The 25,829-nt window shown below is 43.4% G+C and carries 26 protein-coding genes and 4 pseudogenes; all 30 read right to left on the minus strand.

Annotated features, from left to right (window positions below):
• Positions 1-44: 44 nt before the first annotated feature.
• Positions 45-971: a prolyl oligopeptidase family serine peptidase gene (locus NQ489_RS11810; protein ID WP_021650492.1), complete on the minus strand. Its 927-nt coding sequence runs from the start codon at positions 969-971 to the stop codon at positions 45-47.
• 17 nt (positions 972-988) lie between these two features.
• Positions 989-1,681, minus strand: coding sequence for a DUF4405 domain-containing protein (locus NQ489_RS11815; protein WP_021650491.1), 693 nt, complete (start codon positions 1,679-1,681; stop codon positions 989-991).
• Positions 1,682-1,684: 3 nt separating this feature from the next.
• A complete protein-coding gene (locus NQ489_RS11820) occupies positions 1,685-2,743 on the minus strand; it encodes an alpha/beta hydrolase (protein WP_021650490.1) in 1,059 nt (352 codons plus the stop codon).
• 114 nt (positions 2,744-2,857) lie between these two features.
• Positions 2,858-3,832 carry a LysR family transcriptional regulator gene (locus tag NQ489_RS11825; RefSeq protein ID WP_330364100.1) on the minus strand — a complete coding sequence of 325 codons (975 nt, stop codon included), beginning with the start codon at positions 3,830-3,832 and terminating at the stop codon, positions 2,858-2,860.
• A complete protein-coding gene (locus NQ489_RS17975) occupies positions 3,772-4,020 on the minus strand; it encodes a 23S rRNA methyltransferase (RefSeq protein ID WP_330364099.1) in 249 nt (82 codons plus the stop codon). Before NQ489_RS17975 ends, NQ489_RS11825 begins: the two co-directional genes overlap by 61 nt.
• Positions 4,021-4,059: 39 nt before the next feature.
• Positions 4,060-5,691, minus strand: a pseudogene (locus NQ489_RS11830) (recombinase family protein); the annotation flags it as partial.
• A 223-nt stretch (positions 5,692-5,914) separates the two neighbouring features.
• Entirely contained in the window at positions 5,915-6,076 is a 162-nt protein-coding gene (locus tag NQ489_RS11835; RefSeq protein ID WP_021650486.1) for a hypothetical protein, read from the minus strand.
• Between the two features lie 148 nt (positions 6,077-6,224).
• Positions 6,225-6,455 (minus strand): hypothetical protein, encoded by a 231-nt coding sequence (locus NQ489_RS11840; RefSeq protein ID WP_021650484.1) that lies wholly within the window; start codon positions 6,453-6,455, stop codon positions 6,225-6,227.
• A 4-nt stretch (positions 6,456-6,459) separates the two neighbouring features.
• Positions 6,460-6,780: a DUF6508 domain-containing protein gene (locus NQ489_RS11845; protein WP_044960788.1), complete on the minus strand. Its 321-nt coding sequence runs from the start codon at positions 6,778-6,780 to the stop codon at positions 6,460-6,462.
• 465 nt (positions 6,781-7,245) lie between these two features.
• Positions 7,246-7,959, minus strand: coding sequence for a succinate dehydrogenase/fumarate reductase iron-sulfur subunit (locus tag NQ489_RS11850; protein WP_021650482.1), 714 nt, complete (start codon positions 7,957-7,959; stop codon positions 7,246-7,248).
• Positions 7,956-9,487, minus strand: a pseudogene (locus NQ489_RS11855) (FAD-binding protein). Before NQ489_RS11855 ends, NQ489_RS11850 begins: the two are co-directional and overlap by 4 nt.
• Positions 9,484-10,023: a hypothetical protein gene (locus NQ489_RS11860; protein WP_021650479.1), complete on the minus strand. Its 540-nt coding sequence runs from the start codon at positions 10,021-10,023 to the stop codon at positions 9,484-9,486. The pseudogene NQ489_RS11855 and the gene NQ489_RS11860 overlap by 4 nt, the downstream one beginning before the upstream one ends.
• A gap of 10 nt (positions 10,024-10,033) precedes the next feature.
• Complete coding sequence (locus tag NQ489_RS11865; RefSeq protein ID WP_021650478.1) at positions 10,034-10,552, minus strand: DUF6921 family protein; 519 nt, start codon at positions 10,550-10,552, stop codon at positions 10,034-10,036.
• Between the two features lie 16 nt (positions 10,553-10,568).
• Positions 10,569-12,923 carry a heavy metal translocating P-type ATPase gene (locus NQ489_RS11870; protein WP_227945529.1) on the minus strand — a complete coding sequence of 785 codons (2,355 nt, stop codon included), beginning with the start codon at positions 12,921-12,923 and terminating at the stop codon, positions 10,569-10,571.
• Between the two features lie 58 nt (positions 12,924-12,981).
• Positions 12,982-13,341: an ArsR/SmtB family transcription factor gene (locus NQ489_RS11875; RefSeq protein WP_021650476.1), complete on the minus strand. Its 360-nt coding sequence runs from the start codon at positions 13,339-13,341 to the stop codon at positions 12,982-12,984.
• A 517-nt stretch (positions 13,342-13,858) separates the two neighbouring features.
• Positions 13,859-15,373 carry a glucosaminidase domain-containing protein gene (locus NQ489_RS11880; RefSeq protein WP_021650474.1) on the minus strand — a complete coding sequence of 505 codons (1,515 nt, stop codon included), beginning with the start codon at positions 15,371-15,373 and terminating at the stop codon, positions 13,859-13,861.
• The gene (locus tag NQ489_RS11885; RefSeq protein ID WP_021650473.1) at positions 15,370-15,786 is read right to left on the minus strand and encodes a phage holin family protein; all 417 of its coding nucleotides are present in this window, start codon (positions 15,784-15,786) and stop codon (positions 15,370-15,372) included. The genes NQ489_RS11880 and NQ489_RS11885 overlap by 4 nt, the downstream gene beginning before the upstream one ends.
• 92 nt (positions 15,787-15,878) lie before the next feature.
• On the minus strand, positions 15,879-17,279 hold the full coding sequence (locus tag NQ489_RS11890) for a hypothetical protein (RefSeq protein WP_021650472.1): 1,401 nt from the start codon (positions 17,277-17,279) through the stop codon (positions 15,879-15,881).
• Complete coding sequence (locus NQ489_RS11895; RefSeq protein WP_227945530.1) at positions 17,279-19,276, minus strand: hypothetical protein; 1,998 nt, start codon at positions 19,274-19,276, stop codon at positions 17,279-17,281. Before NQ489_RS11895 ends, NQ489_RS11890 begins: the two co-directional genes overlap by 1 nt.
• A gap of 164 nt (positions 19,277-19,440) precedes the next feature.
• The gene (locus tag NQ489_RS11900) at positions 19,441-19,725 is read right to left on the minus strand and encodes a hypothetical protein (RefSeq protein ID WP_021651675.1); all 285 of its coding nucleotides are present in this window, start codon (positions 19,723-19,725) and stop codon (positions 19,441-19,443) included.
• 44 nt (positions 19,726-19,769) lie between these two features.
• Complete coding sequence (locus tag NQ489_RS11905; protein ID WP_044961585.1) at positions 19,770-20,372, minus strand: alpha/beta hydrolase; 603 nt, start codon at positions 20,370-20,372, stop codon at positions 19,770-19,772.
• Between the two features lie 34 nt (positions 20,373-20,406).
• Positions 20,407-20,874 (minus strand): hypothetical protein, encoded by a 468-nt coding sequence (locus NQ489_RS11910; protein ID WP_005340973.1) that lies wholly within the window; start codon positions 20,872-20,874, stop codon positions 20,407-20,409.
• 123 nt (positions 20,875-20,997) lie between these two features.
• Complete coding sequence (locus NQ489_RS11915) at positions 20,998-21,600, minus strand: Type 1 glutamine amidotransferase-like domain-containing protein (protein ID WP_021651673.1); 603 nt, start codon at positions 21,598-21,600, stop codon at positions 20,998-21,000.
• Between the two features lie 204 nt (positions 21,601-21,804).
• Positions 21,805-22,839, minus strand: a pseudogene (locus tag NQ489_RS11920) (phage tail tape measure protein); the annotation flags it as partial.
• A gap of 133 nt (positions 22,840-22,972) precedes the next feature.
• Positions 22,973-23,605, minus strand: coding sequence for a GyrI-like domain-containing protein (locus NQ489_RS11925; RefSeq protein ID WP_021651671.1), 633 nt, complete (start codon positions 23,603-23,605; stop codon positions 22,973-22,975).
• Between the two features lie 24 nt (positions 23,606-23,629).
• Positions 23,630-23,962 (minus strand): DUF3784 domain-containing protein, encoded by a 333-nt coding sequence (locus tag NQ489_RS11930; RefSeq protein ID WP_021651670.1) that lies wholly within the window; start codon positions 23,960-23,962, stop codon positions 23,630-23,632.
• 47 nt (positions 23,963-24,009) lie between these two features.
• Positions 24,010-24,426 (minus strand): YjdF family protein, encoded by a 417-nt coding sequence (locus NQ489_RS11935; RefSeq protein ID WP_021651669.1) that lies wholly within the window; start codon positions 24,424-24,426, stop codon positions 24,010-24,012.
• A gap of 242 nt (positions 24,427-24,668) precedes the next feature.
• A complete protein-coding gene (locus tag NQ489_RS11940; protein ID WP_015524526.1) occupies positions 24,669-24,836 on the minus strand; it encodes a hypothetical protein in 168 nt (55 codons plus the stop codon).
• Positions 24,833-25,117 (minus strand): annotated as a pseudogene (locus tag NQ489_RS11945) (hypothetical protein); the annotation flags it as partial. The gene NQ489_RS11940 and the pseudogene NQ489_RS11945, both read right to left, overlap by 4 nt.
• Positions 25,118-25,213: 96 nt before the next feature.
• Entirely contained in the window at positions 25,214-25,534 is a 321-nt protein-coding gene (locus NQ489_RS11950) for a SymE family type I addiction module toxin (RefSeq protein ID WP_173757970.1), read from the minus strand.
• Between the last annotated feature and the right edge of the window lie 295 nt (positions 25,535-25,829).

A 25,829-nucleotide genomic window follows, 5' to 3' on the forward strand; every position in this document is an offset into this window, starting at 1 on the left:
TTCGATAAGTTTTTCAGTCTTAACCTTTCGGTTTATTCTGGTTCTTACTGATTGAACAGCCATCCCATAATTTCTTTGTCACGACAAAACAGATAGCCACCGCCATGCTGATAAGTGACCGGTGTTCCTTCAAAGTAATCTTTATCTTTTACATCCAGTACCACCAGTTTATCAATCTCTGATTCCGGTAATCCCTGTTCTTTGTAAAGCTCATGTATCTGCTGGTATGCCTCTTTAAAAGGTTCTGATCCATAGTATTCGTCGCTTTCGCCAATCACAAAATATACCGGCGTTTTCATCTCCACAACCGGCTCATATGCACCATCCCACTGAGAGCTGCACATAAGTGCCGCTGTATATAATTCCGGCTGCTTTGCCAATACCAGTGACAGGGTTTCTCCTCCTCCGGAATAACCATTAATATATACTTTCGATGGATTAATAATATAATGCGTCAGAAAATACTGTGTCAGTTCAATTGTCTGATCTGCTGATGTCTGTCCCCAGTCATTTAACTGTGGAGCTACAATAATCATATCGGTAATATACTTCTGTGCTTCAAATCCAAAATCTTCTGTCCGGATATTTTCTCCCACGCCCTGAAAATATAATCCCTGATATCCGGGTAATGTTACATATAGTGCATATTCCTTTGTCCCGTCATATGCATCCGGAATATATACATTGTAATGAATGTCCCCTTCATTTGGAGAATGAAGAACATTATCCAGGAGGAAGCCCTGGTATTCTTCGCTTCCCGGCGTAACATTTTCCAATTCATCTCCGGATGTATTTTTTTCTGTATTTTCTTTTTTCTCATCTGTCTTCTGCTGTACGGTCTGTACCTGGTTTATTGTTTGTTGATTCTTCTTTTCATCCCTGCCGGGTTTTGAAAAGTAGATATATACCATGATTACCATTGCTAAAATAACAACTCCAATAATTGTAAGTACTAATTTCCGCTTTTCCATAAATACACCACCTTCTTTCAGTATGAACCTTTTCGTTTTCTCTTACCTGTTTTCTTTAGAAACACTCCACTATAATATCCAATAAATGCTATCAACATCATTACTGCCAGATAATCCAGCAGAAAAGGAAAGATCCCCTTTTCATAATCATAAAATACAAAATGCATCCTCATAATCAGATAATCTCCTATCTGTCTCCTGTAAAATGCATATAAACCATAACCTGCAATTGTGGTTGCGACAGATCTTGCTGCCCATGTTCTGATGACGGATGGATGTTCCCATAATCGTCCTGCCATTGCTACCGCTATATTCCAATGAAATCCGAGATGTAATGACATCACCACCAGTCCCCAGTATGCGCAAAACATATGTATCTGTCTGGCTGTCATATATGTTCCGGAAATCTTTATCCATTTAAATATGTGATTTGACAATAATATTCCACTTATCATGGAACCCATTATAAGAATAAGCATGATGATAACCAGTACTATCTGTATCACTCTGAACGCATTATATTTTCCTTTCCTTACAGAGGTCACCCATTTATGATTCAGTATGTAATGTGAAATAAAAAGCACAAGCATCGCCATACCAATCCACTCATGTGCAGTCTCGCTGAGCAGACTATATGGCATAAGAAGAAGCAAACATATCGTCATTCCTATATCTATCAATATTTTTGCTGTAAATCGTTTATTTTTCATATCCTACCTCTTATCTAAAGCATTCATATTGTCTTCCCAGAAAGATATTGCACGATCAATCCATCCTTCTGCTACAGTCCCCTCTCCCAATCCAAATCCATGAGAAAGGCCTTTAAATACTTCTATTTCTGTATTTGGGCCATTTTGTTGTATCTGGGAAATATAATTTTCCATACTTCTGTATGATGCAATTCCGTCACTTGTTCCGACACAGGCATAGGTTGGCGGCTCCATTCCTGTCACCTGGGAAAGTCCTGTATACTGCATAATCACCGCAGCCGGTGCAGGATATTCTTTTTCTCCAAAGTAAGCTGTTCCATAAGAACCAAGCCAGGCCGCCATCCTTGCTCCTGCTGAGCCACCCCAGAGAGAATAATCCGTCATATCAATCTGTAGTTTCTTTGCATTTTCATGTAAAAACGCAATTGCTCTGGCAAGATCCTCACAGGCAGTCTGTGCTCCCGGACGATAAATAAGAGCAAATGCATTATAGCCTTTCTTTGACAATTCTAAGGCATGAGGAAAGCTATCATGTATTCCGGCTACATATACAAAGCCTCCTCCTGCATTGATAATCGTTGTTTTTGCTCCTGCATTTCCCCGAAAGAACAATAAACCTGTATCCTTTTTATCCGCATCTGCCTGCATTTCTTCTTCACTGTATATTGGATAAAAAATCTGCTCACCATTCATTGCCTGATTTTTCATATAATTTACGATTTCTACTGTTTTATCGGTGTTGACTTCGCTGTACCACGGCAAAATAGAGCTGACGTCTTTTAATTTCAGATTGTCCTCTATTTCCATATCTACCGGAAATATGAGTCTGCCATAATCATCGAAAGCTGAATCATGGATAACATCATTTATATTACTCTCTGCATTAAAACTTTCTTTTTCATTCATATTGATATCCTTCTCTGTCACGCTCTCTTGCTCTGTTTTTCCTGTTTCCTGCGTTTTTTCTTCCCCGATTGCCAGGTTCTGGACTATTGTGCTACACCCACTGAACATGATAACAGTCATGATGATTCCTCCAAGAGCTATCCTCTTTATCTGCATATAGTATCCTCCATTTTCACTTCAGCTAAAGTATAACAAAACGAGACTCCATTAGAAGTCTCGTTTTGTTATTCAGTATTAACCTTTAGGTTTCTACTCGCATGTATTCAATTTTTATTTTACCTTGTTAATAGCATTTATCAGCCGCTTAACCTTAATGGACGGTTTTTTCGAATGAAGAATTCCAAACGGCATAGTATAATCCCACTCTACTGGAATGATTCTGATCAGTGGATGAACACTTTCCCAGCTCTTGAATGCCAGTAATACCTCATTATTGTTTTCGCATCGGTTAAATGCTTCTACATTGTACAGATTAAAGTCTACAATATTGATTTCAGGATGATTTTTCATCATATCATCCCTTAGCATATCGCCATAATAACTCCATCCTCTTCGCATGAGCATAAGATTTTCTCCAGCCAGATCATCAAGTGTTATTTTTTCTTTTTTTGCCAGCCTGTGATGAATTGATACCGCCACACAAAATGGTTCTCTTGAAATCTCAGTGCCATCACAGCCTCTGAGTTCAAGCATTGTTTCATCAAAGATTCCAGCTATCACATCAATATTCTTTCCCATATTAGCCAGTATCTCTCTTGCATTCTCTGGTGTATTTTCAAATGTAATCAATTTAAACTTCATCTCCGGATATATTTTCTGTATCTTAGGCCAAAGTTCCACAAAAACTTCCGGTGGCGTCATCGGAGATATTCCAACACGAATGATTTCTTCATTATGATTCATTGCTTCCTGCGCCCGTATCAACGATTCTTTTGAATATTGAATCAGATATTTTGCATCCTGATAGAGCGATTTACCAGCTTCCGTAATAATAAGACCTCTGTGTGTTCTTTCAAATAATTGCAAATTTAAGCTGTTTTCCAAAGAATTTATCTGTTTAATAACCGCAGGTGCACTTATATATAATTCTTCTGCCGCTTTACTAAAACTTCCAGCTTCTACAACGCAGATAAATGTATCAAGTTGTGGATTATACATCATGTAATTCACTCCTCTTTGTGATTTTAAATCATCTGAAATGCTTTCAGTGCCCCAATAATTGCCTCTTCTTTCTCCTTCGGACATTGTGGTTGCTTTGCTCCCTCTGACCTAGGAATATTAAAATTCTCCGCTAATTCAATTCCACACTTTCTCTTCACCTGTGCAATATACAGATTAGATACCTTCATCCCATCATTATACTCTGCAACATACTTCTTTATCTCCTCATAAGTAGCCTTGCTCTCAGCCGCCGTTAAATCCATCTCGTCCATGTCAAGTCTCACATTCACATGATGCTTCGCTTCGTGGAGTTTGGACAATAAACATACCGTCTCGACTGTGTTTTCGTTGAGCAACCGAATTGCTTCGCCTTCAAAACCTTCATAATACACCGGAAATGCCAGATCAATCTACCTGATGATGCGCCCATCATCCATCTTTTCCGGGTATAACTCAATTGCATCAATAAACAACTGCATAAATTCCTTTTTTTCAATATCTGACATTTCTGCATACAGTATATCAAACTTTTGCAGGATTTGGTACAGTTGTTTTTCACCAATTTGTCTTCCATACGCTGCCTTAATCTTTTCCTCCACATCGGCAATCTCATTCTCAAAACCAGAAATCCTGTCGTAAAGATTATCCAGACGGTCCTGCATGTCCTGGAACTTCCTTGCATAATGCTTATCGCCAGCATCCAAAGTATCCAGCATCACAAGCAGTTTATTCTTCGCCCCGACAACCTGCTGTAACTGTCCCTTCAGCTGATTCCGTTCCTCTTCCAGATTCGAGACATCCACCTTTTCCTGCAATCTTTCTCCAATATACTCATGAAACCTTTCATCAGCAATCATCCCTCTGATGAACCACTCCACCTCTGCATTGATCTCATTCTGATTCAGTGATGGCTTAAAATCACAGAAATGTTCCTCATCAATCTTTCTCCTGTGCTGACATCTATAATAGAAGTCATCCTTATATTCACCAGATTTCTTATTCTTCCTTCTCCTCACAGTTCCTGCCATTCCAGCACCACACACCGGACATTTCAAAAGTCCCGACAAAATATGCTCATGTTCAAGACTATGTGTCTTATTCCACTTAACCCCTGTCCTCTTCCTTTTCTCTCTCGCCGCCTCCCACGTCTCTTCATCCACAATCGCTTCATGCAGTCCATCTGCCAGCAGGTAATCATCAGTCTTCACACGCCGGTATTCATCCCTCGTTCCCTTCACCTTCTCCGTAACATTCTTCCCGTAAGCAATCTTCCCAGTATAAACCGGATTATCCAAAATCTTCATGATCAGTCCTCTGGCAAAATAGTTCAGCTCATGCCCCCTGACCTTTTTCTTCGTATAACCTCTCTGGTTCAGATAATTACAGATAGCATCTGCCCCCATATCCGTATGCACAAACTTGTCATAAATAATCCGCACAATCTCCGCTTCTTCCTCATTCACCACCAGAGTGCTATTCTTGGAATCCAGATCATATCCGAAAGGAGCCTGTCCGCCATTCCATTTTCCCTCTCTGGCCTTCTGCTTTCTTCCTTCCATTGTCTGGACCAGGATATTCTCCCTTTCAATCTCAGCCACTGCCGACAGCACCGTGATGGTCAGCTTGCCGGAATCCTTAGAGGAATCAATTCCGTCTTCCACACAGATCAGATTCACACCATAATCTTGGATAAACTGCAGGGAATTTAAAACATCCGCCGCATTCCTTCCAAAACGTGACAGCTTAAACACCAGAATAAATGCCACTCCGTCACGTTCCTCAGACACATCCTGCAACATCCTCTGAAACTCCGGCCTGCCCGTAATACTCTTTCCGGATTTACCAGCATCACAGTATTCCCTGACCACTTCCATTTCCTGGAACTCCGCAAACTTCATCAGCCTTTCTTTCTGTGCCTCCAGACTGTAGCCGTCCACCTGCATTGCCGTAGAAACACGGGTATATATGTAACATTTCTTTCTCAAATCTTCACCTCATTTCGGTTGCCCATCGTCATACGGTTGCCGTACATAAAATATATCGGAATCACCAGTCTGTGCCAACTCGCAGAACGACCAAAAAAACTGCCCCAAAATCCACCTTCTCCTATGCGGTTTCCCTAGCGCAAAAAGACCGGCAGCCCCAAAAGACCACCGGCACACTCGATCACTTCCCCTGCAGCTGTGCATTTCTCTCCTCAATCTCCCCCAGAACCACATCCCCGTACTTCTGGATCATTCTTGCCAGAAACTCTGCACACTTTTCCATGTTTATCCTGGCCTGTTTCTCCGTCAGTCTGCCGGTATCGATCAGTTCAATTTTTCCCATAGCCAAAAACCACCTCCTACTGTTCCAAGGAGTCCTGGTCCCTGATTTTTTGACTTTCCGGACAAAAAAATAAACCCGCTGCCATCCACAGATTTCTCCGCAAACAGCAACAGGTTTCCCCTGATCATTTATTTACTTTATCATCCGTTCAATACCATCGGTCATACGGATTCCCACGCACCCTCTTTGTCTCTGGTGCCTTCTCAATACTCTTTTCAGCTTCTTCCCTCGTTGCAAACAGCCTGTGAGCCTTCACCTGTATTCCGCCGCCCGTATCTGTAAAACGTACCAGGAACATCCCGCCGGAACACCTGCGGATCTCCACTTCTCTCACATACCTGTTTGATTCCACAATATATGCAGTATCCCCGACTTTCATAAAATCACACTCCTGCACTCAAAACATCCTTCATCCTCACCAGAACAGGAAGCACCTGCCCGTCAGCAAATCTCCGTTCAAAAGAACCATTGGAAAAATGATCTTCTCTCAGCAGCATTGTCAGCAACGCCGTACAAAGTTCATAATCCGCTCCCGGAACACGTTTCAGTTCCTCATTACAGTCAATCGGCTCCGTAATCATGTAATCCCCATAATTTGTTTTCAAATCTCCTATTGTCTTTAACAGATCTGCATACAGATTCTCTTGTGGATTCTTTAATTCCAATATTTCCTGAATTTTTCGTAGTTTCTCTGACTTTGTCAATGCTATACACCACCTTGATAAACGTTCGAATATATGTTCTTTATATTTTAACATATACCCAATAATTATTCTAGCGCAAAATATATTCATATAATATCCACAACAGCAAGGTTTCGTTGCGACCACGAAATTGATACAATTTAACGGTGCACACCCTTGTGAACACCCCTGTTCGCCTTTCGTTAAATAATTAAAATAGGCTACTCTTTTGCATATTTCTGATCAGCCTGTTTCTTCCATAAAAAAAGAGACATTGACATAATTTGATCAATATCTCTTCTGCTGCTTTGCTGAGACATATTCTTCCGACTGGATATACTCTCTCAGGGAAGCATCAAATTCATCCTTGACGGAATCCAGTCCATAATAAAACCGCTACCACACCGAAACAAAGGATATGTCTCTATTTTTGGTAAAACCATAGATGTAGGTTAATCATGTTTTTTTTAATCAGCGTTTTGATACTCACTGTCTTCCCCAAATAGCTACCGAATTTGACCTCACGATCAATTCTTCGACAGGCAGACCAATCGGGCAAATGTTATGGCAAGCTAATGATTTCCCGCATCCCTCAAAATAATTTTCCTTATATTGAGTTGAAACCTCATTCCGATGGCTTATTTCCTGTTCTTCATTCAGAATCCGAAATGCGTTGACTGCAGCAACAGCGCCTGCGAAAGTCCCATTTGCAGAGAAGTTAGGACACACTTCAAGGCAGCAGCCACACATCAGACAGCGTGCCGACTGGTATCTCGGTTCATGTGTCCACGGATTCATATAAGCTTCACTTTCAAGCCAAAGGTTCAGTTTTTTCAAATTTTCAAACAGAATTGACCGGTCAACGATCAAATCTCTTACAAGCGGAAATTTGCTTAAAGGTTCCAAGGTGATTGTAGAACCTTTTAACGTATGTAGAAATGTAGAGCATGCCAGCCTCGGACGTTCGTTAATCAGCATGGCGCAAGCCCCACATTTTCGCACCATACAGCTACATTTCCAGCTGATGGGAGTAACTATATTCCCTGAATTATCTTTCAAAGGTGTTCTACTGTTCAATTCCTTTAAAACATTGGCAACAGAGCTGTTTTTGCTTCCGTCAAACTCAAATTCCTGCCAATAACTGTCTGATTTCTGATTCTCTTGTCGCCGAATCCGTACTTTATATACCAAGTTAATCACCGCCTCTCTGGAACAGACATAAAGGAAATTTGTATCTGCTTTCCGTCAAATCGTGCCACCGTCGTTTTGAGAAAATCCCTGTTGTTGCATTCAGGATAATCCTCCCGCCAGTGCGCTCCCCGGCTTTCTTTTCGGGCAAAGGCGCTTTGGAGAACTGCAAGACCAAGCAACGGCAGAGTTCCTTTTAGTTCCTGCACTTTCCGAATCCCTTTTAACAGGGAATTTCCATTTCTAACAACCCCAAGAGAATCCTGCATAGCCTGATTTAATTGCTTTGTTCCCACAATTTCCTGCACTGGTGGAATATCTATCTGCGCCGCACAAGATAAAACTACGCCGTCAGCTTGTTCGCAGGCTGACTTTGCCGCAACACGTCCTCCGTACAATGCGCCCAACAGGGAATTACCACCCAGACGGTTTGCACCATGATATTGGGCACAGCATTCCCCGGCAGCATAAAGATTCTGAATCGACGTTCTGTGCTGTTCATCCACAAGAATACCACCCATGAAGTAGTGGATTCCTGGCAAAACAGGCACCGGTTCCTTCCGGATATCCTTATGCAGTCATCTGCTAAGCCAGACAGCTTATTTGAAATGATCTCCTTCGATATTTCCGTCATATCAAGAAATACCTCGGATTCATGGCTGACCTTCCATATTTCTCTGGCGGTAATATCACGGGGCATCAGATTTCCAAGCTCCGGGTATTTTTCCTCCATGAAATACCACGGCTGATTGTTTCTGAGAGCAAACAGCCTGCCGCCTTCCCCTCTAGCTGCCTCGCTGATAAGCATACGTTTCCCGCCGCATTCCACAGTAGTCGGATGATACTGGATCATTTCACCATTTGCCAGAGGAACACCAAGCCGGAACAATTCTGCGGTTACTTCTCCCGTATTGGACAGCGAACCTGTTGTATTCCCAAACAATCCGTGCATACCACCGGAGGCAACAATAACCGCATCCCCCGGTAATTCCACAGTCTCCTGACTGTATTCATCCCTGATTACGCAGCCACAACAAATATTGCCACACAGACGAAGTGTTAGGAAAGAATGATGGCTGAACCGTTCTACCATACCAGATGCTTCTTTCCTGCGAACAGCGTCTATCATAGCTGTCATGATCTGCTTCCCGGTATCGCTCTGTGCAAAAGCAGTCCGTTTCTTTTTCTGCCCGCCAAAATTCCGCAGATCCACATCATCATAGCCACTCATGTTAAATTTAACTCCAAGTTTTAGCAGCCAGTGCACCAGCTCCGGTGCTGCCTGTGTCATTCCCCAAACTGCATTTGGATCTGCCAGACCACATGCTGCCTTTATTGTATCTGTAAAATGTTCTTCGGGACTGTCGTTTTCATCTTTTGTATTCAAAGCTGCGTTGATACCGCCCTCCGCCATAACAGACTGTGCCCGCTCTGACGGAAGGGAGGAAACCAGTTTTACATTGCATCCATTTTCCGCTGCCTGCAAAGCCGCTGAAAGTCCTGCCAGTCCAGCACCTATAATAATAATTGTCTTACTCATAGATATTGCCACCCAATATAATATAAAATAACCGCTCCCGCTATAAAAAAAAGAAGCACCGAAAGGATCAAATAAATATCACTCCTTCGTTCTTTATAACTGATGATTCCCAGTGATACGAGCAATGGGCGGATATTGATAAAAATATGGACAAAGATTGCCGCTACGAACAAAAGCTGAGTTACCATCTTTACAGTTGTAAAAGGGAACAAAATATATGTCCCATTCTGCACCTTTCCAAACAAGCCAATATGGAATAACAGCAGAATCAGTATTGCCATCCCACTGGCTCGTCTCGCCCAAAATATGACGTTTTGTTTCAGATACATTTTTCCTGATTGCTTCGCTGTCTGTAAACTCTGAACTGTCAGGATGACACCAATCACCGTATGCACAACAAGAATACCAACACCAATCCATGCAAGAAGTTTCCCTGCACTACTTCCAACTCCGTTCAGCATAAAGCTGCCCATGATTCCATGAATCATAAAAATGAGAAGCATTAAAACAGACAAAATCGTATTCCATTTTCTCATAAATTCCCGCTCACCTCATTTCTTCGCTGTCCATGATCATATAGTCCATCTGTGTTAGCGTTGTAACGTCAATAAAATCATCCGATGCCAGGAATACATCATACTTTCCACTTACCACTCTTGATAGCATCATTGTGTTACTGTACTCTTTCAGATCTACGAAAAAGCCGGCCTGTTTCAACCTGTCACAGAGTTTCTTAGCATAACTGACAAGCGGATAATCCGTCTCAGATACATATAACCGAAAACTAATGTCCGTTTTCATGAGATCTGTTTCATTTGTTTCCGAATCGTCCAGTGCCAATTCTTTTAATTTATTCCGGGTGTTCTCGTTGTCGAGACCATCTGACATCATATTAATACCGAGAACATAAGAGCCTTCCAACTGTGCGGAGGCTTGAGCCGCCTTTTTTGACTTCGGTGTTGCTCCTGTGACTGCATCAATCATAGAAGGCGGTGAATGCAAAAGTGCACCGAAACCTGCAAGAAAAACAATTGTAACTGCTAACAGAATCAATTTCCGTTTCACATTGCCACCTCGTTTCTTATTTTTTCAAAATCCTCATTGCGTTCAAGACGGCAATTATGGTAACGCCTACATCACCAAATACAGCTTCCCACATTCCAGCTATACCCAGAGCACCAAGGATCAGGAACACACTCTTAATTCCAAGGGCAATCACTATATTCTGCATGACAATCTGTTTTGTCGCTTTTGCCACATCAATCGCATCCACCAGCTTAGATGGTTCATCTGTCATCAGAACCACATCCGCAGCTTCAATGGCCGCATCTGAACCAAGACCACCCATTGCGATACCAACATCCGCACGAGCAAGGACAGGAGCGTCATTGATACCATCACCAACAAAAGCTAATTTGCTTCCCTGTCTCTTTTTACTGTCTAAAAGCTCAACCTTTTCCACTTTTTGATCAGGAAACAGTTGTGCATAATATTCATCCAACTGCAATTCTTCCGCAACAGCCTTTCCGATTTTTTCATCATCACCAGTAAGCATGACTGTTTTTTCCACACCGATATGTTTCAAATCAGAAATTGCTTTTTTGCTGTCCGGCTTTACTTCATCTGTTATCAGAATGCATCCGGCATATTGACCATCTACTGCTACATAAACCTTTGTACCAACTTTTTCACAGGCTGTGTACTCCACATACTCTGAATCCATAAGTTTCGTATTGCCAGCATAAACTTTCTTCTTTCCTGCCATGGCACTGATTCCATATCCGGAAATTTCCTTGTAATCAGAGATAACTGATTGGTCAATTTCTTTTCCATAAGCAGAGAGAATGGATTTTGCAATAGGATGGTTAGAAAAGCTCTCTGCCTGGACCGCATACTCCAGAACCTGTTCTTTTGAAAATCCATTTGCAGGCAGAATATCAGTCACATTGAAAACACCCTTTGTAAGTGTTCCAGTTTTATCGAACACAATAATGCTGACATTATTAAGCGCCTCTAAATAATTACTTCCTTTTACAAGAACACCTCGTTTAGATGCCGCACCAATACCTCCGAAGAAAGTCAGCGGGATTGAAATGACCAATGCACATGGGCAAGATACCACAAGGAAAACAAATCCTCTGCGAATCCACTCTGTCCAACCTCCACCAAGAAGGATCGGTGGCAGAATTGCCAGAATAGCTGCTAAGATTACAACAACAGGAGTGTAATAACGTGCAAATGTAGTAATGAAATTTTCTGTTGGTGCTTTTCTACTGGACGCATTCTCCACAAGATCAATAATCTTTGAAGCAGTAGATTCACCAAATGCTTTCGTTGTCTTAATCGTTAAAACACCCGTCTGATTCATACAACCGGAAAGTGCTTCGTCTCCTTTATGAACGCTTCTCGGAACCGATTCTCCAGTTAAAGCCCTCGTATCCAGCATAGAATCTCCATCCAATACCACACCGTCTAATGGGATTTTTTCACCAGGCTTTACAATAATAATCTCGCCAATGGCAACACTTTCAGGAGATATGGTAATCAATTCTCCGTTCCTTCTGACTGTAGCACAATCCGGACGTATATCCATTAAATCTGATATAGATTTTCTGGAACGCTCAACAGCCAATGACTGGAAAAATTCACCAACTTGATAGAACAGCATAACAGCAACTGCTTCCGGATATTCACCAATGACAAAAGCACCAATCGTAGAAACGCTCATCAGGAAATGTTCATCAAACACACGTCCCTTTGAAATATTCCTCACAGCTTGCCATACAACATCCCCGCCAAGAATAATATAGGAGACAATGAGAAAAACTAACTCGACAGGCAGTGGCACTTTCGCCAAAACTGTCAATGCCATACCAATACCATAGATTGCTGCGCCAATCGCTAAACGAATCGTCAACTTCTTGTCCTCATTGTTATAGGATGTATTGGTATCCTGTTTTTTTGCAGGTATATAGTATTCCTGTGCAATTTCGGAAACTTCTACATCTGGCTCATGGCTGTGGACAATCGTTTCAATCTGACTGGCTATTGTATTTGCGGCAACTGGAGCAACATTGATTGTCAGCGTCTGCTTCATCAAATTTACAACTGAGGATTGTACTCCATCCAATTCTCCGACTTCTTTTTCAATTTTTGCGGAGCAGTTTGGACAGTCCAAGCCCTTTAACAAATAACTCTTTGTAACGGGGATAATTGTTTCTTCCTGAACCTCCACACCCGGCTCATGGCTGTGGACAATCGTTTCAATCTGACTGGCTATTGTATTTGCGGCAGCTGGAGCAACATTGATTGTCAGCGTCTGCTTCATCAAATTTACAACTGAGGATTGTACTCCATCCAATTCTCCGACTTCTTTTTCAATTTTTGCGGAGCAGTTCGGACAGTCCAAGCCTTTTAATAAAAATATTCGTTTCATAATGACCTCCTTGTAATTTGTTTAGTTGCTCAATTGCTCAACTATAACGCTAAAAATATTATTTCTGCCATAGATGCTCAAATCCCTTATCAATAATCTCTTTCACATGATCATCTGCCAGAGAGTAGTAAACTATCTGCGCTTCTCTACGGAATTTTACCAAATTCGCAAGACGCAATGCCTTTAACTGGTGTGAGATTGCGGATTTCGTTACCCCCAGTAGCACAGCAAGATCACATACACACATCTCACTCTGTTCCAGAGCGTGTAAGATTTGTACTCTGGTACCATCTCCAAATAGCTTAAATAAAGATGCCAACTGGATATAATCATCTTTGGGTTGCATCTTGGATTTCACATCATTCACAATATCCTCATGAATCACATCACAATTACAAATATAAGACGGTTTAGACATACACTTACCTCGTATAATCGAAGTTGAATAGTTGTTCAACTATGATTATATTCATTTTTTGTTCTATGTCAATAAGATTAGTAAATATCTTCTTGGATTTTTGTTTTTAACTGCTTAATACTTTTGTACCGCATCAAAGAATGTGTAGATGAGTTTGAATATAAATTCAAGGACTCCGAAACAGGAAAAATTAAAAAGTTCAAGATAACAGAAAAAAGGATTGTTACTTTTAATCCCAAACTAGCCAAGAAGCAGATATATGAGATTAACTTCTCTTTTTTCTTTTCGTAAAGATTCCTCAAAGTATCTTCCTTTTTCTGATATCTATAAATGAGCAAAGTTCGTGATTTTGCAGAAAAAAAAGATACCTCGATTCCGGATGTTATATTGAAAGCGACCAAAAGCTCCGTTTTTCGAATCAACGAAAAACTCCACAATGGCAAACAGGGCTTTGCCCTAACAAAAAAAGGCTTCACACCACGACCACCGCCGCAATGCAAAGCCTCATCACTCACTATTATATTCTTGTCACAAAATCCAGCGAGATCCACCCATTCCGCTCTTTCTCATACGCTTTCAGCAGCCCCCACTTTGATGCTCCGACACCGTCAGCCTCAGCAACAATAGTAAAACAGCCAACACCCGTATATTTTCCAACCTTCTCCTGATCCGTTCCCGGCTTCTTCCGGATATTCAGATCCGAAATCTCCACACGAACCAGATACGGACGAAACACCTCTTCCTGCTTCTTATCCACGGAACTGTACACTGCCTTTCCATTCTCATCAAACACCGAAAACCCCGGATGCTCGTCTGCACTTTTCTTTGCGTTTTCCAGCACCTTAAATGCCCCCACCTGGCTCTCCGCATCCTGCCAGTTCTTCCTCACACGGTACCAGATCTCCTTTTCCGTCTTCCCGCCATCAAACCGTGTCAGCCCATACTTCTCAATAATAACGCAGATCTTCTGCACATAAAAACTATCCGTTGCATAACCGCCATTCTTAATGATCTGAACAGCCTTCCGGTAATCCTTCTCCCCAGCCAGTCCTGCATATCTCTTTTTCTTTCCATTCATCGCTCCCAGAAGATAAGCCGAATGATCCGCAATAGACTGCTCCACACAGACATACTTCCGGAAATCCGCAGTCACCGTGTACAGCTTTCCGGTTCCATCATCCTCCTGCGTCTTCTTCCGGTACTTATTGGTTCCATCCCAGATACTTCCATTCCAAGTATTCCCAGACAACACGCACTTCATCCCAAAACAGTTATTTGCCTTCTGCGCCAGTTCCGTCCTGCCATAACCCGATTCCAGAATAAACTGCGCCGCAGACACCGAAGCCAGAATCCCACTGGTTTTCATATCCTCTGCACACAGCACTCCAATCCGCTCCGCTGCCTTCTCATCGGAAATCCCCAGAAACACAGAAGCCTGCGTCCCTTCAGCTTTCCCAGACATAGCAGCCTTCACAGCTTTCCTGAATCCATCCATCGTATAAGGCAGTCCCAGACCTTTCCACAGATGCTCCGGATCTCCATGATTTGTAGCAATTCCCCTTGCGTGTCCCTCTCTATGGGAAATCACCACACCATCTGCCAGCGGATCCAGACCAAACTTCTTACAAAGCATGGCAAACAATTCCACCGCTACTTCATACGTCCGCACTGCCGATGCCCTTGCCTTCGCCAGATCGGAGCAGGTAAAACCAGATCCGCTTGTGTACCGGATGCAGGCAGGCTCACACATCTCCACACCAATATGCGTATTATTTCCACTTCCCTTACTACCGGAGCCACAGTGCCATCCCCTGTGGTTCCATGGCAATGCCTGATACACCGTTCCATCATTTCCATCAATAAAACCATGCACACATGCACTTCCAAAAGAAGTGTGATTCCAGGAATCAAGAAAAACCTGTGCTCTCGGCTGCGGACATCCAACCGAGTGAAGCATCAGGCCTTTTACAGTAATTTTTCTCCCTGCAGTATAGCAGGGATTCTTAGTCAGAAAACTTTCAACCAGTCTCATTCCCCATCACTTCCTTTCCCTCTGTCATGCAGCTGTTCCAACACATCTTTCATCTTCTGCGGGATCGGCAGCCCCAGATGTCCTGCATTCTCCAGCAAGCTCACACCCTCATTGGAAATATAGAAAAAGATCACCGCTGTCCTCAGCACGGATCCGTTCCCGATCACAGCCACATCCAAAATATTGGCCATTCCCACCAGCAGAAAGATCAGCACCTTCCTGCAGATTCCCCGGAATCCCACCTCACTGGAAAGCGTATGGTCCGCAAAAGCACACATCACCCCGGTCAGGTAATCGATCACTACAAAAGCGATCAGGGCATACAGAAGCCCGTCACAGCCTCCCATAAACCAGCCCAGCCATCCGCCTACAGCCATAAAAACCATCTGAATAAAGTTCCAAAATTCCTTCATGCCAGAATCCTCCTCCCATGAAAAAAGCAGCCCCCATTTCTGAGAACTGCCGTAAATAAGTTTTCTATCTCCATGCCTTTCGGCAGAAAGACCTACATTATTTCCTCCGTCAGCGTATACGTGATCTTCATCGTTTTGTCCGTATTCTTCACCACCGCTGACGAAAGATTATTGATACTTGCCAGATAAGGCGTCAGAAGATAAGCACACCTGTGCTCCTTCCCGTAACTGCCGCCCCACATAAACACAAAGTTCTTATACTGGAACAAAGGCGTTGCCATGGCTTCAAACCTTGCGCTCCCCTGCGTCTTGATCACCCTGTCATCCGCCGTGATCTGGAAATCCCCTGCCACGATCATGTCCCCGAGAAGTGTCATATACACCTCACAGGAACCAGCCTCCCCAAGGGATTTCAGCTTGGAAGTAAAGCCCAGCGGGATCAGTGTCACATCCGCTGAATTTGCAGTATTGATCTTATAAACTCCCTTCTTATCATAAGAAGGCACATACAGATACCCCTTCCTCACACAGCATTTTACATTCCGTTCCGGATAGGAACCGTCCTTTGCCCTTGTGCCCACTTCCGAAAGCTTCGCCTTGGACAGTGTCCAGCTTCCCTCCGTAAAGGAATAATCCTTTTTGGAGATCCGGATCCATACCATCTTCGCATCCCCGGAAGAATTCGGCTCATTGGAAAATCCATACCAGTATCCGTCATGCCCGTCCATAAACTCCCCGTACTTTGTATAATCCCCCAGGAACGTAAAGCTTTCCGTTGTCAGTGTCTGCTCCTCCAGTACGGTATACGTGGTATCATCCAGCTTCTCATTCAGCCCGATGTTAAACACCGGGATCCGGATCTTCGTAATGGTCACACTGGAAGTCCCAAAGGTGATGGAATACAGCAGGTTCTTTTCAAAATCCAGCTCCACTGCCTCAAACAGTGTCATCTGCTTTGCCTTCGGGATATCCCCGATATCCACCTTTTTCAGAAGCAGGAACGTGCTGGCATCCCCTGCCGCACTGCCAAAAGCATTCTGCCCGCCCAGGGCACTGGTCAGTGCCACAGCTGCAATATTCCCGTTTCCCTGGCTGGGAGTGAACTCCCACACAAACTTATATCCATTGTCCAGTTTCTTGCTCTCCGTCTGGTTCAGGCTTCCCCTCGCCACATTGGAACCGGAATTAACATTGTTGGAAGCATAAGCCACCGGCAGGTTCTTCCCCTGCTCGTAAATATGATCCGCCTTTTCTTCCAGCACTGCCGGAAACAGCAGGATCCCCCCGATCATGTTCGGGCAGATGGGAAGCAGCGTCCCGTTCCACAAAACAGAATTGTCATACTCCCCGCTGGCTTTCAGATAAATCCCCATGGGATTCAGCCCCAGAATATTATTCACCGCCTCCGTGATCATGTTCGTCTCCTGCACGGTTTCCACCGCACCCGTATTCGTATCGGTCAGTTCAATGACCATTTCACCTTTCAACTTCATCACACACCCTCCATTTCTACCGGCCTGCAAAAACCGCTGATTCCCGCTCTCTCAGCAAAATACACCTCAAAGCCTCTGTTCACCGTCTCCTTCATCTGCATGGACAGCGAATCCCGGAAGCCATTTACATCCAGTCCTCCGCCAATGGCAAATCTCTTGGTATAATCTTCCACCTCAAGCTTTCCGTCCCAGGCTTCCCCAGCCGCCATTGCCTGTCCACTGACAGAAGCAATGCAGTCTCCCACATCAACCGTCCCGCTGCCATTCTCCATCCAGAGATACACATTGAACGTATTCGTATAATTGGCAACAATCTTCTCAATTGGATAATACAGTGACAAAATATGTTTCCCGGAATGCCAGGTTTCCACCGGACAATGCTCCACAATCTCCTCATTATTAAATTCAAAGGCCACATGGCAGACCGCCTGTCCGTCCTCCTGCCACTTCACCGGCAGACTCACATCCACAGCAACCTCCGAACCACTCCCGGATCCGGATCCTGCATCTGCTCCGCCGGAAGTATCATCCGCACTTCCAGCGTCCGCATTCCCGGAAGTATTTCCACCTTCATTCCCTGCCGCATCATTTTCAGAATTTCCTGCATCCGATGTCTCCCCAGTTCCATCAGAACCACCCGTACCACTTCCAGTTCCACTGCCGCTTCCGCCCGGAAACGGAATCACCACAGTCCCGGAAGCCTCCGCAGACCGTTCCACCGGATCCGCAGCCACATCCACAACAACCTGCGCGAAAAACTGCATATGGTTCTCCTCAGAAGAAGCAAACTGGATACTGATCAGCTTCACCTTCGTCTGCCCGATCTCATGCGCGGAAGCATTGGTAAACGTATGGATCCCGATCTTCCCGGTCTTCGCATTGTCTTCAATCTGATTCAGCAGTCCCGAAATATTCTTGTCATTCCTTGACTTCGCCTGAGCCAGCCTCGGGTTCTTCCCCACGCATTTCAGGCTCTGCTTTCCACCGATCTTCTGCCGGATGGAAGTGATACAGGTGATCTGTCCCTCATCCGCCTGTCCTCCCGCAAACGTCAGCACATCCCCCGGATCCAGTGCAGGGTTCCCGATGGTATCCGAATCAAAAGGTACATAGTTGATCACTGACAGATCCGTCAATATATTCCTGCACAACATCTCTCTGGTCTCTGCCAGTCCAAACTGCAGAAGTGGGTTCACACCCAGATTCATGGTCAGCCCGTTATCCGGATCCAGAGCATAATACTCTGCAATCTGCGTCTGCTTGTTGGTGGAACTCACTGCCGTGTATCTGGTAATAAAATCCGAAAAACTGGAAGAAAAACGGTGTCTCTGCTCCACCTTCATCACAGGATCCTTCCCGTACTTTCTCAGTTCCAGTTTTCCCTCCCTGTTGATAATAAAGAAACCTCCCAGAACCTGTGCCACATAAAACAGCACGTCCCGGCAGGTCTCAATATCATTTTCAGTATAAACAGAAAGCGTCACCCCGCCATTCGGCATGGCATCAATCTCCGCCCTCTTATTCGCAAACTCCACTTTACACCGCTTACAGCACAAAGTAATAAAATCATAAGCAGTCCCCACAGTCTCAAATCCGTTGAAACTCTTATCAAACCGCAGCATAAAATCATACGCCTTCAGTTCCAGGCACTTCGCCAGACGGTTCGCCTCACTGACCTCAAAAACTCCCATCGGCACATCTTCCACCGAACCATCCGCCAGCACCAGATGAAACACCAGCGTCACCTGAGCATCCTCCAGCGTATACCTGTCAATATCACTCAGAAGTGTGATCCCCATCTCCGCAGCATACACCGTTCCCAGCTCAATCTCCGTACTCCCACAGCACTGCCTGGAAATATACCCGGAACCCTTCACAATCTCCTTTGCCCCGAACTCATACGTCATTCCGCCCTTGGTAACGATCGTACCCGTCCAGAAATATTTTCTTGTATTACTCCTGACTGCCCTCAGAAAAGCATCCGACACAGGATACATCCCGCCACCTCCATTTCCCCACGAAAAAAGCACCAGCCAACCAGGTGACTGATGCCTTCGTAAATATAATCATCCTATCTGTTGTAAGTCCAGTGTTTCAGGTACCATTCATGCAGTTCTTCTGTTGTTTTACAGCAGTCTGCAATTTCTTCTCCCTGTGATATCTACCGGCAGGTTTCCCGTCTGAATGTAGCAATATCCAATGCACAAAACTTGTATGTTCCGCCTCGTCTGTGCATCACTTCATCATCACACTGGAACTCAAAATAATCATCCCCGTCCAGAACAACCTTTCCTGTCAGGTTCCACACCCCTGACCACGGAGGACCATCATCCCCCGGAACACAGAAGGACAGCCTTCCATCTTCCAGAATAACAGGAGCCACCGCAATATTTTTCATCCGCGGCATATATGGCTGTTCAAACCAATACGCTTTCCTCTCATCCATTTCTCTTCATCTCCGTGATAACCAACTTCCCTGCAAGCTGGAATTTATTTGGAAGATTTTATTATCCATTCATCAAGAAATTTCATTTGTTCATCCGTATGAAACCAATGCTCTCCATTTTTCATAATAGAAAATGTTGAATTAGTCCTCTGTACAAATTCAAATATCGTTCCATAAGCGGTAAGATTATCTTTTTCACCATACAAAATGTGCGTTGGGATTTCCCATATAATAGGATTTTCTCTTGCATAGCAAAGATAATCCCATGAAAGAGTCTCTCCAAAGGTTGTCTGAATTTCTTTTTTCTCTTTGAGTTCATCCTCTGTAACATTTGCCCAAATCATCATATCAGCAATAAGCCTTTCCATATCTACAACGGGCGAAATAAAATATGCTTTCTCTATTTGCTGATTTGATAAGGCATTGATAGCAAAATACGCTCCAATGCTATTGGCAATTACTTCAACCGTCTTGTAGTTTCTATAAATTGAATTAAAAAGTAATGGAAATTCTTCTTTTGCTTCCCATGGAAACTGTGCAGTATAGTCGAGACCAATCACATCACAATTACTAAAGAGCGGTTTGTAATGAATAGCTTCTTCAGCATTACCACCTTTTCCATGTATATAAATAACTGCTTTATCCACAATAGTTATCCTCCACAAATTCAAATTGTTACACTTAAAAAAGCGGAATTTCACCATCATAGTTTTCTGCTTTTTCCAATAGCGGTCCTTTAGCTCCCATCGTAAACGCGATGTCGCTACTGCGGATAGAGAGCAGCTCCATTCCAGGTCTCACCTTCAAAAAATCCATCATTTTCTTCGTAAGAAGAATTTGCCCCTCCTGTGAAATCTCTACCCAGCAGTAGGAACGCCCCTTGTATTTGATAAATTCGCCAGAACCTGCTGAGTAATCAAGCAACGGTGGAGTATCGTCCAAAATGTGACCAAGTTTTGACGGATGCAAAAGGCCTTTCCGGGTGACGCAGAAGCCACCGGTAATCTTACTTCCGGTAAAAAGATATACTTTTCCTTCATCTGCAATGTGATATTCTTCCATTGCCTGCGGTGGAATCCGCAATGTTCCATCCGTCCGAATGAGTGATTTCCCGAAAATAAATTTTCCTCCCTTATTCATTTGTGGCATAAAAACACCTCCTGAAATTCCGATTTTAATGTCTCTATTATACCATAATGATACTATTATAAAAAAGGAAAAAGAGCTCCTTCGAGCTCTTTTGATTCAGTTCTGTAAACTGGAATTTTCAAATTAGTCTTTGCAAATAACCTTTGAACCTTCACCGTCAATTACAATTCCCTGACGGTTGTTAATTGGGCATAGATTCAAATCCGAAAACTCAGTCATTATTTTCTCGGTAACTTTCTTAAATGGTGCTGTAAGATAATGCGGAAGAACATAGAAATCAATCAAATCAAGCCCTGCATCATCTTCTTGTGAGTAGTCCTCCGGCTTTTCATCCATTTGCTGGATATATTGGATGCTTGGAGCGCATATAATTGCGCCTGCCGACTCGCCGATCATCAATTTTCCATTTGCCAATTCCTTTTTCAGCAGCCCATCAGTTCCCGTTTTACGGAGTCGGTCCATAAGAAAAAAAGAATTTCCGCCGGTAAAATATATCACATCTGCATCTTCAAAAACAGACTGTATCGTTGAATAAGCCTCCGTTGAAATATCAATTTCAGTTACGATTGCTCCCAACTTTTTGAATAATTTTCGAGCCGAGCCGACATAACCGGTGTAGCCTTCACGCAGCGAAGCTGTTGGAATAAATGCGACTTTCTTATTTTCAATTTCTTCCTTTATCAGACTTCCTACACTTGAAAAATGCGAACATAAAAATAGTTTCATCAATATTCTCCTTTATAAATTCCGATTGGATGCTCCCATTATACCATCTCCCTACATCTCCTTCAACGTAAAACTAACCGTCCACAATCCCTTATAACTGGTATCTTTTTTCAGCTTCGCCTTATACCCCGTCACATACATCTCTGCCAGTTTCAGTTCCGCTGTCTCCACATCAAAATACTGCACACTGATCTTATCCTTCTTCGCATACCCTGACAGCTTCACATCCCCGGTCAGGTTCGTCATGATGGAACGCATGGAAGTACCGGCCTGGGAAGCCTTGATACCGGCATTGCCCATCAGACCGATGGCTTCCGCTGTATCCTCAACCGAGAATCCCAGCGCTCCGGCAACCGGTGCACAATACTTGAACGTTTCGCCCATCATGGACACATTGGTATTGGCATTACTGGAAGCAGCCGCCAACACATCCGCAAAATGTCCCGAATCCGCTGCAGTCAGCCCAAAAGCCGTCAGCGCATCCGTCACAATATCAGAAGTCGTTGCAAGGTCTTCCCCGGATGCCGCAGCCAGATACATAACGCCTTCAATACCGGACAGCATATCCTCCGTCTTCCAGCCGGCCATCGCCATATAGTTCATGGCATCCGCAGCCTCAGTCGCAGAGAACTTCGTTTTGGCACCCATCTCCCTGGCCTTATCCCGGAGGCTGTCAAAATCCGATCCCGTTGCCCCGGACACAGCCGCCACCCTGCTCATCGCAGAGTCAAAATCAGCGGCAGTTTTCACCGCCGCCGTTCCAAGCCCTGTCACCACTCCCGTCACAGGAAGCAGCTTCTGTCCCACGGAAGAAATCTTGTTTCCAACTGTCTGCAGCTTCTCACCGGTTGCCCTGATCTTCTGCAAAGCAGTCGCAGACTGGTTCGCCTGTTCTTCCAGACTCCTCAGTCTCTGTTCCGTCTCAACGATCTCCCTCTGCAGGGCATCATACTGATCCTGGGAAATCGTCCCGTTCCGCAGTGCCTCATCCGCCTGCTGCTGTGCAGTCTTCAAAGTTTCCAGCTTCTCCCTGGTCTCAGAAACCGCCTGTGCCAGCAGCCTGTGCTTCTGTGCGATCAGCTCCGTATTCCCCGGATCCAGCTTCAGAAGCTTCTCCACATCTTTCAGCTGGCTCTGCGTATTCCTGATCTCCGTATTAACCCCTTTCAGGGCAGTCTGCAATTTCGTGGTATCGCCGCCAATCTCGACAGTGATCCCCCTGATTCTGTTCCCTGCCATACGGCTCACCCCCTAAATCCCATAAAAAAGGCACAAAAATACCCGGATCACTCCGGGCACAAAAAAAGCACCTGCCATCCCTGACAAATGCTTTCATTATCGTCTTCATTTTTTTATCAACAAAACTGGAAGTTTACAATTTTTTTATAGGATGCCTAATGACCGTTTTCCATTTTTCTGGGGCAACCTTTCTTGCATCAGACAGATATATTTCATGATGTAATCTTTCCATATTCATATCATTAACATATCCATTCTGCTCCAAATAAGCATCCATAAGTGCAACAGTTGCAGGTTCATCATCAAATGCCCCCAAGTGCATTATTTGAACACACAATCCCTCATTAATAGTCAAAAACTCTGCCGATGAACAGTCTATTTTTTTCTTTTTAGCTGCTGTTTCAACAGCCCATTCAAAATCTTTTTGATTCACAAAATCAGGCAGGCGGATAACTGAAATCCAATTAAATGAATCTTTATCTGCATAATTTACACCATGTATATTTTCCTGCCACCAGAATCCTTCAAGTGGTGGAACTACATATTCAAAAAATCCTGCAATTTTATAATCTGTCTTGTAACTCATTCTCAAAGTATATGCAACCGCATATAATACACTAATTGCCTGCTGATATGCCCCGCCTTCTTCGTTTGGATTACCCTTTCCTCTGACTGCAATATAATTTGCTTTTGGGACTGTTACAATCGCTGGTTTATTTTTAGGCATATAAAACTCTTTATATTCTTTCTTAAAATCAAAAGCCATAACTACCTCCTTAAACTTAAGTTGTTACTTTCTGCATAGCGTATTTCCCAAAATGATAATCACCACGACATCAACCATAATGATTCCCACTGCAATATATATAAAAAATGCAGAAAGAAAGTTTTCAAACAAACCCATAATTAACATAAGAATTGCTATAATAGACATTCCAATTCCCGTTGTTCTGCATAACTTCTTTTCATCATACTTTTCCTTTTCTTCTTTTGAAGCCATATTGTATCCAGAAATAAACCAACTTCCGTGCCCAGAAAGTAAAATTATAGAAAGTACAGCAAATACCACAAAGACAGTCCATATTATCCAGTCTGGACCCGTAGCTAAATCTGCTAATTTCATATAAATGCCCTCCTTAACTTCCGATTTGAGGAAAAGCCCAAGGGACTTTAATGTCCCTTATGCTTTTCTCTTTTCTTTTGCTGTTTCAATTCAAACATTCGCTGTTCTTCCGCCTCTTTTTTCTTGCGGCTTCTCTCTTTATGCTCCTGTTTGTTCTGTTCCTGCTGTAATTTCAATGCCTGCTGCGATTTTGTACCAATGCCGGTTTCCAGCATCTGCTTTTTTGCTTCTCGCTGCATCCGTTTCGGATTTCTTTTGATATCCTTTACAATAGTTTCAACAGCCGGACTGAATTTCAAACTGAAATAGTATTTTTGAATATATTCCTGTACTTCGTAATCTTTTGGTTCTGCACCAAATGTTGCCTTCGCCACAGATAGTTTACCATCTTCAATACGCTCAAATACGCCTACCCAAAATGGTTCTTCAAAATATACCGTCAGTTTTCCATTTACTTTGTCCATAAGAATCCCTCCTAAAATAAAATGAACAAAGAATGGACAACCCGGAGGGGCAGGTTACTTACCCTATTTACATAGGACGGCTGGGCTACCTACCAGCTCTAATACATTTTTAATGTACATTGCGTTTTTATCTTTGTATTTATAATCAAGCCATATGGCACGATTAACTTAATTCAGTAAATATTGATTTGATAAACCCATTATACCCTTTCTGAATCATCCTGTCACCACATTTCATCAGATCAGAACCTGTCGAAATCCTCCTGTGTGGCAACCTGTCTCCATCCTTTATACTCATCGTTCCTGCTCTCCACAAACATATCATTCACCATCCCGATAGTCAGCAGATCCAGATCCCGGATGGAAATTCCCAGCTGCACACACCGGAGAAGAAACAGGGGAGTTGTCATTTCACGGTCTGTTGCATGAAGTTTTTTTTAGCCTCCACATCCGTCCTGATGTTCATTCCCCACAGCTCGATCAGCTTCGGCAGAACCTGATAAATACTGAATGTATTAAACTCATCCAGCCATTCCTCCGGATTATCCGGAATCGACGGATCCGCATGCTTCGCCATCACATACGCAATGTTCTCGAACATCTCAAGGGAAAACAGATCCAGGGAAGACTTTTCCGGATCCCCGTCCCCGATACTCTTTTCCAGCACAGATAAATCCTTTTTCCCATCTCGCCAGTGAATAAGCCAGGTTCCAGGAGCTGGCAGTCTTGCCAACTCCCCCTTTAAATGATCCGCACATGATAATTCTTGCCATACTTTCTCCCCCTCTCATGCTTTCTTTCCATAACAGCCGGTACTCTGCTCTGCCACATATTTCGCAGTAATTTCTTCTTTTTCATTCTGGTATCTGATTTTCAGTTTCTTAATCTCCTCATCCATAAATGCTGTTTTTGCTTCCTGCTCCTGTGCTTTATTCACATCCGGCGTGATAATCAGCTGACCATTTTCACATTTCACCTGCACATAATCCCCAAGATGAAAGCCCAGTTCTTCCAGCCACTTTCCTTTTAATGTAATCGCCGGAACTGTCTCATATTTATAACCGCTCTGTCCACAAACCTTCATATTTCTTACATTTTTCTTTGCCATAGAATTGACTCCTTTCAGACTTGACTAATAGATTTTTAGATAAAAAGAAAAAGCCGCTGACACGTTATCTTCTAACGCATCAACAGCTTCTGTCTTGCTTTGTTTCAGTGTATTATTCGGTTTTATTTAGGCTCTTTACCATCTTTAATACGGTAGTAATCATCCATATCCACGCTGAGTTTTACCGTGGCATCTGGTTTTCGTTTGCCCAAAAGGCACACAGTTTCCACATGGGCGGTGCAAGAGAACAAATCCATATATTATGGAAAGAAAACTTTTAATTTTGAAGTGTAGT

The organism is Blautia sp. KLE_1732_HM_1032, from assembly GCF_025147905.1.
In the GTDB taxonomy this organism is placed as follows: domain Bacteria; phylum Bacillota; class Clostridia; order Lachnospirales; family Lachnospiraceae; genus Blautia_A; species Blautia_A fusiformis.

Excerpts from the sequence above, each read along its gene's own strand:
- NQ489_RS11895 (WP_227945530.1), bottom strand. The coding sequence starts at position 19,276 with ATGTATCCTGTGTCGGATGCTTTTCTGAGGGCAGTCAGGAGTAATACA.
- NQ489_RS11835 (WP_021650486.1), bottom strand. The coding sequence starts at position 6,076 with ATGGGAAAAATTGAACTGATCGATACCGGCAGACTGACGGAGAAACAG.
- NQ489_RS11810 (WP_021650492.1), bottom strand. The coding sequence starts at position 971 with ATGGAAAAGCGGAAATTAGTACTTACAATTATTGGAGTTGTTATTTTA.
- NQ489_RS11935 (WP_021651669.1), bottom strand. The coding sequence starts at position 24,426 with ATGGACAAAGTAAATGGAAAACTGACGGTATATTTTGAAGAACCATTT.
- NQ489_RS11910 (WP_005340973.1), bottom strand. The coding sequence starts at position 20,874 with ATGCCACAAATGAATAAGGGAGGAAAATTTATTTTCGGGAAATCACTC.
- NQ489_RS11900 (WP_021651675.1), bottom strand. The coding sequence starts at position 19,725 with ATGGATGAGAGGAAAGCGTATTGGTTTGAACAGCCATATATGCCGCGG.
- NQ489_RS11885 (WP_021650473.1), bottom strand. The coding sequence starts at position 15,786 with ATGAAGGAATTTTGGAACTTTATTCAGATGGTTTTTATGGCTGTAGGC.
- NQ489_RS11840 (WP_021650484.1), bottom strand. The coding sequence starts at position 6,455 with ATGAAAGTCGGGGATACTGCATATATTGTGGAATCAAACAGGTATGTG.
- NQ489_RS11860 (WP_021650479.1), bottom strand. The coding sequence starts at position 10,023 with ATGAGAAAATGGAATACGATTTTGTCTGTTTTAATGCTTCTCATTTTT.
- NQ489_RS11890 (WP_021650472.1), bottom strand. The coding sequence starts at position 17,279 with ATGAAGTTGAAAGGTGAAATGGTCATTGAACTGACCGATACGAATACG.
- NQ489_RS11820 (WP_021650490.1), bottom strand. The coding sequence starts at position 2,743 with ATGCAGATAAAGAGGATAGCTCTTGGAGGAATCATCATGACTGTTATC.
- NQ489_RS11930 (WP_021651670.1), bottom strand. The coding sequence starts at position 23,962 with ATGAAATTAGCAGATTTAGCTACGGGTCCAGACTGGATAATATGGACT.
- NQ489_RS11870 (WP_227945529.1), bottom strand. The coding sequence starts at position 12,923 with ATGAAACGAATATTTTTATTAAAAGGCTTGGACTGTCCGAACTGCTCC.
- NQ489_RS11925 (WP_021651671.1), bottom strand. The coding sequence starts at position 23,605 with ATGGCTTTTGATTTTAAGAAAGAATATAAAGAGTTTTATATGCCTAAA.
- NQ489_RS11940 (WP_015524526.1), bottom strand. The coding sequence starts at position 24,836 with ATGACAACTCCCCTGTTTCTTCTCCGGTGTGTGCAGCTGGGAATTTCC.
- NQ489_RS11875 (WP_021650476.1), bottom strand. The coding sequence starts at position 13,341 with ATGTCTAAACCGTCTTATATTTGTAATTGTGATGTGATTCATGAGGAT.
- NQ489_RS17975 (WP_330364099.1), bottom strand. The coding sequence starts at position 4,020 with ATGGACGAGATGGATTTAACGGCGGCTGAGAGCAAGGCTACTTATGAG.
- NQ489_RS11880 (WP_021650474.1), bottom strand. The coding sequence starts at position 15,373 with ATGAGACTGGTTGAAAGTTTTCTGACTAAGAATCCCTGCTATACTGCA.
- NQ489_RS11915 (WP_021651673.1), bottom strand. The coding sequence starts at position 21,600 with ATGAAACTATTTTTATGTTCGCATTTTTCAAGTGTAGGAAGTCTGATA.
- NQ489_RS11950 (WP_173757970.1), bottom strand. The coding sequence starts at position 25,534 with ATGGCAAAGAAAAATGTAAGAAATATGAAGGTTTGTGGACAGAGCGGT.
- NQ489_RS11815 (WP_021650491.1), bottom strand. The coding sequence starts at position 1,681 with ATGAAAAATAAACGATTTACAGCAAAAATATTGATAGATATAGGAATG.
- NQ489_RS11825 (WP_330364100.1), bottom strand. The coding sequence starts at position 3,832 with ATGTCCGAAGGAGAAAGAAGAGGCAATTATTGGGGCACTGAAAGCATT.